Annotated in this window: 4 protein-coding genes; all 4 read left to right on the top strand. The window is 49.7% G+C overall.

The window, feature by feature from the left end; translation table 11 throughout:
- The first annotated feature begins 373 nt into the window (after positions 1-373).
- The 4 genes from FT726_RS26140 (at position 374) to FT726_RS26125 (ending at position 4,462) form a co-directional block, all read left to right on the top strand.
- On the top strand, positions 374-1,933 hold the full coding sequence (locus FT726_RS26140) for a recombinase family protein (RefSeq protein ID WP_346303731.1): 1,560 nt from the start codon (positions 374-376) through the stop codon (positions 1,931-1,933).
- Positions 1,934-2,099: 166 nt separating this feature from the next.
- Positions 2,100-2,840, top strand: coding sequence for an SDR family oxidoreductase (locus FT726_RS26135; RefSeq protein WP_346303730.1), 741 nt, complete (start codon positions 2,100-2,102; stop codon positions 2,838-2,840).
- Between the two features lie 25 nt (positions 2,841-2,865).
- Positions 2,866-3,549, top strand: a complete 684-nt coding sequence (locus tag FT726_RS26130) for an O-methyltransferase (RefSeq protein ID WP_346303729.1) — start codon at positions 2,866-2,868, stop codon at positions 3,547-3,549.
- Between the two features lie 298 nt (positions 3,550-3,847).
- Positions 3,848-4,462: a histidine phosphatase family protein gene (locus FT726_RS26125; protein WP_110957526.1), complete on the top strand. Its 615-nt coding sequence runs from the start codon at positions 3,848-3,850 to the stop codon at positions 4,460-4,462.
- Positions 4,463-4,555: the final 93 nt, after the last annotated feature.

The following is a 4,555-nucleotide window of genomic DNA, read 5'->3' as shown; positions in this document are numbered from 1 at the left end:
TTCGCTCAAAGCAGACACTGGCGCATATCATTCCTTTTATTAATATAATGCCATTCAATTTTTTCGCAGCGGTTAAGCACCAGGCCGGCATTAAGTTATCCCGTTTGGGGTAATTCGACTGTAGATAGCAAGCGTTGACTCATGACTAATGGAATATGCAGCGGCTGAAACCACCTCGCCATCGACTTGACTGACATGTTAGAAACCCGTTTATAAATGTCGACGACCGCCTTCGTGAACCAGCTTTGTTTAAGCCGTGCACAGAAAGAGAAGTCCCGTCCTCGCATGCAAGGCCATCCTTAACGATAAAAACGCCAGACTATTAAAACTGATGATGTGCCTGCCTTCACATAACCTGAGCGACACAAGTGTCATGCTGTCACGATATGAAGGAGATCATCATGATAAAGAAGCCATAGCTTATGTGAGATTTTCAAATGCTTCCCAGCAGTACGGTGACTCCCTGCGGCGTCAGAACGCACTCATTTCTGAGTGGCTGTCCCAGCATCCGGATTATGAGCTCGATGACACAACCTACCAGGATCTGGGTCTCAGTGCTTACAGCGGTATGAACGCCACCCGCGGCGCGCTTTACGACTTTCTGGACGCTGTAGAGCACGGCTACATTGCTGCAGGAACCGTTCTTCTGGTAGAGAGCCTGGACAGGCTTTCACGTGAAAAAATCAGCGATGCCACCGAGCGGCTGAAGAGCATCCTGCGGTCCGGCGTCGAAGTAGTCACGCTGTGCGATCATACCCACTACAGCATCGAGTCGCTTGATGACCCCTATGTCCTTATTAAAGCTATCCTCATCGCACAACGTGCGAATGAAGAGAGCGAGACGAAGTCACGACGCATGCGTGCGGCCTGGCAGAAAAAACGGGAAGATGCGGCGGCAACCGGAAAGCTCATTACGCGCAGCTGCCCGCGCTGGCTGACTGTTTCGCCTGACGGTGAGAAGTTTGAGCTGATTGAAGAACATGCCAGAACCATTAATGTGATATTCAGGCTCAGGCTTAAAGGCTCCTCACTCAATGGCATCACGAAAACGCTCAATGAACGCGGCGTTCCAACCTTGACGGGGGAAATCGGGCGATGGAATCCCAGCACCATTGAAAGTCTGCTTGGCAATAAGGCCCTGACAGGCACGTTTACTCCGTCTTATCAGACGATGGCAAAAGGAGTAAGCGAAATCAGCGGGTATTTTCCTCAGGTGGTTCCGGACAAACTCTTCCACGACGTGCAGGGCGTCCGTCTCGCCCGATTCGGTAACCCTGGCGTCAGCGACAATCCTTACCTCATTAATATTTTCAGATCGCTGATGTACTGCGGAACGTGCGGGCACTCCATCATTTTGACCAGCGTCGACAAAAAGGGCCGGGGCTATTACGCCTGTCCAATGAGGCGCCTGAAACGCTGCAACGAACCGGCCATACGCCGTGATCACGTTGATGCTGCCCTAGTGGATGTCCTGCTGTGCAGCATGGATATGCTGCAGGCAAACGGAACCGTCGTGGGCACCGCCAGTCGGCTAGAAAACCGTCTGGTCGAACTCAACTTTAGCATCAACCGGCTTATCGCCGCGCTCCAGATTGCTCCGGACGTTCCGGAGCTGGCAATGAAAGTGCGGGAACTGAGCAAAGAGCTACGGGCGGGTGAACTGAAGTTGCGCGCCCTCAGAAGCAGAGGTGTAGCAGGTTCCAAAGATTGGATCGCCGCATTGAACCTCGCCGACAGGCGCAACCGTGAACGATGCCGTGACTACGCCGCCCGACACATAGATAAGCTGTTTCTGCATACAGCAGAAGGGCGTTGCGACGTGCACCTTCTTAATGGGATCAAGCTAATCAACTTCCCGCTAAAGAAAAAACTTCCCGTTTCATCCTTCATCAGCAGTCTTGCCTACATGTGCGGAGACACGCTGATATTCTGATCCGCCCCCCTCTACGGACTGGCAAGTATCGGTCCGCTTTGTGCCAAAACCAGACATTCAAGCAGCTATCAGCTGTGCCAATCTTTGCGTGATGAAACTGATGACAAATCATGTTTTATTTACGTAAGGTAAATGCAGGTTTCACCACCAGAGAAAGGGAGTGAGCGTGGGCAGATTTAAGGGCAAGCGGATACTAATTACTGGAGGCACGAGTGGCATGGGGCTGGCAGGCGCTCAGCGTATTGTCGCGGAAGGTGGCCATGTAGCCCTTACCGGTCTTAATGAAGAAAGACTGGAGCGTGCACGCAGTCTGCTTCCTGCAGCTTCGCTTATTCTGAAAAGCGATGCTGCAAGCGAAGCTGATATACATGGGCTTGGTGAGGCTATTAACGACTGGGGTTCACTTGATGGATTATGGCTAAATGGCGGTTATGCTGAAGTAGGCTCCCCGGAATCTGTAACGGCAGATTCTTTCAATCGTATGATGAACGTTAATGTGCGAGGCCCAATGCTACAGCTGGCAGCCCTGTCCGAATCGCTCAATTCAGGCGCGTCCATTTTGGTAACTTCTTCCTCCTCTGTCTATGAAGGTGCGGCGATGACAAGTCTGTATGCAGCGACGAAAGGTGCCATTATCGCTATGGTCAAAAGCTGGGCATCAGCGCTGGCTGAACACGGTATCCGCGCTAACACATTGGTGCCGGGTCCGATTGAAACCAACTTCAGGCACTTTATGCCAGAAGAGTCACGTCAGCAGTTTGAAGATTTTGTGGTAAGCCAGGTTCCTTTAGGCCGAACCGGAACAGCAGAAGAGGCCGCTGCAGTTGCACTTTTCCTGCTGTCCGATGACGCATCCTATGTTACCGGCAGCCAGTATGCTGTAGATGGCGGGCTGGCTCATTACTGAAGTTTTTTAAGGAGAGTAAATTCATATGCGTATTCCGGATTACCCTTCACAAGATTCCGATAAATGGGCCCAGGTAGATGCATGGTTTTCTGAAAAGCTAGCCCCTGAAGATTCAGATTTAAAATACGCTCTCGCTAATAACTCAGCTCAAGGTTTGCCGACACATGACGTATCCTCTTTGCAGGGAAAAATGCTGGCTATTTTCATGCAAATGTCACGTGCCGTTCGTGTTCTTGAAATAGGCACGCTTGGGGGGTATAGCACCATATGGATGGCCAAAGCTCTTCCTCCCCATGGAAGCATAACGACAATTGAATTCAACGAGCATTATGCAGAAGTGGCCAGCCAGAACATCAATAAAGCGGGGCTGGCTGAACGCGTCACGTTGCACAGGGGAGTTGCGCTTGAGGTCTTACCCACGCTTGATGCGCCTTTTGACCTGATTTTTATCGATGCCGATAAAGTGAATAACCCCCACTACCTTGAATGGGCTATCAGATTGTCGAAACCAGGCACTGTTATCGTAGGAGATAACACCGTGCGCGGTGGCAATGTCATCGAATCTGGTAGTGAAGATCCGAACGTTATAGGCCTGCGAAAATTTGTCGAAATGCTTTCTGAGGATGAGCGCCTTGAAGCGACGGCAGTTCAGACTGTGGGGGAAAAGGGATGGGATGGTTTCGTTCTGGCTATCGTTAAAACCCAATGATGCTATTTATCATTCAGGAAAACGCACTTATCTTCAGTGTTTATTCACAATTTCTGAATTATAAACACAAAGCATTCAATTCCTCACAAAGCGAACATTGTTTATTGCACATGTCCGCTTTGTGCCAGGAGCGGAAATTATCTACGCTCAATGCATCCTTCGTGAGACAGGCCATTCCGGTTTGCATTCAGCTAAACTTTTTCCTGTTTTTCGTCCGGAACATAAAGCATTCCGCTACAGCTGGCTGGTATGTTTGAATCGGGACATTTAAATCAAAAACATGCATGGTCCACTAACAATGAAAGTGATTCTTGTTCGGCACGCAGAAACAGAGTGGAATGAGAGCGGTTTTATTCAGGGGCATAGCGATAGTGCGTTGACCCTCCGGGGGGAGCGCCAAACCTCAGCCTTAGTGGCAGCATTTGACGCGAATAATTACCAGGTTGAACGTGTTTACGCTTCTCCACTTGGTCGTACCTGGCAAATGGGACAGAGCCTGTCTGAGTGCTTTAGTTGCTCACTTGTAGCTGAAACAGCCCTTAAAGAACAGGCATTTGGTCAGTTTGAAGGCATGTCAACGGCACAGCTCCTTCAACACCATCCGAAAGATGCAAATGCGTTATTCAAATTTGATGCAGAGTATTGTCCGCCTGAGGGAGAGTCATTAGCACAGGCAACTCAACGAGTAATAAGTTTCTTACAAAATCTCCAAGGCACCAAAGAACATCAGTGCGTATGTATCGTGTCGCATGGGCATGTCAGTCAGGGAGTGCTGGCAATACTTAAAGAAGGGACTATCGATAACTTTACCAGGTACGCTCATCCCAATGCGAGTTACTCCGTTTTCGATTTTTTGGATGGAAAATGCACTGCGCTCAGATGGGGAATTGCCACACATCTACTTGAGCGTTAGGTTCTGGTGGTCGTTTGAGACAGGCGATATTATCTTAAACACAATATCCGCTTCTCGCTCATAGCGGACAGTGTATCAGTCCGCTTTGTGCCA

Source organism: Pantoea sp. Morm, from assembly GCF_016643525.1.
GTDB lineage: Bacteria > Pseudomonadota > Gammaproteobacteria > Enterobacterales > Enterobacteriaceae > Pantoea > Pantoea dispersa.
Note: the sequence above shows the minus strand (reverse complement) of the source record. Positions and strands in the feature narration are given on the sequence as shown.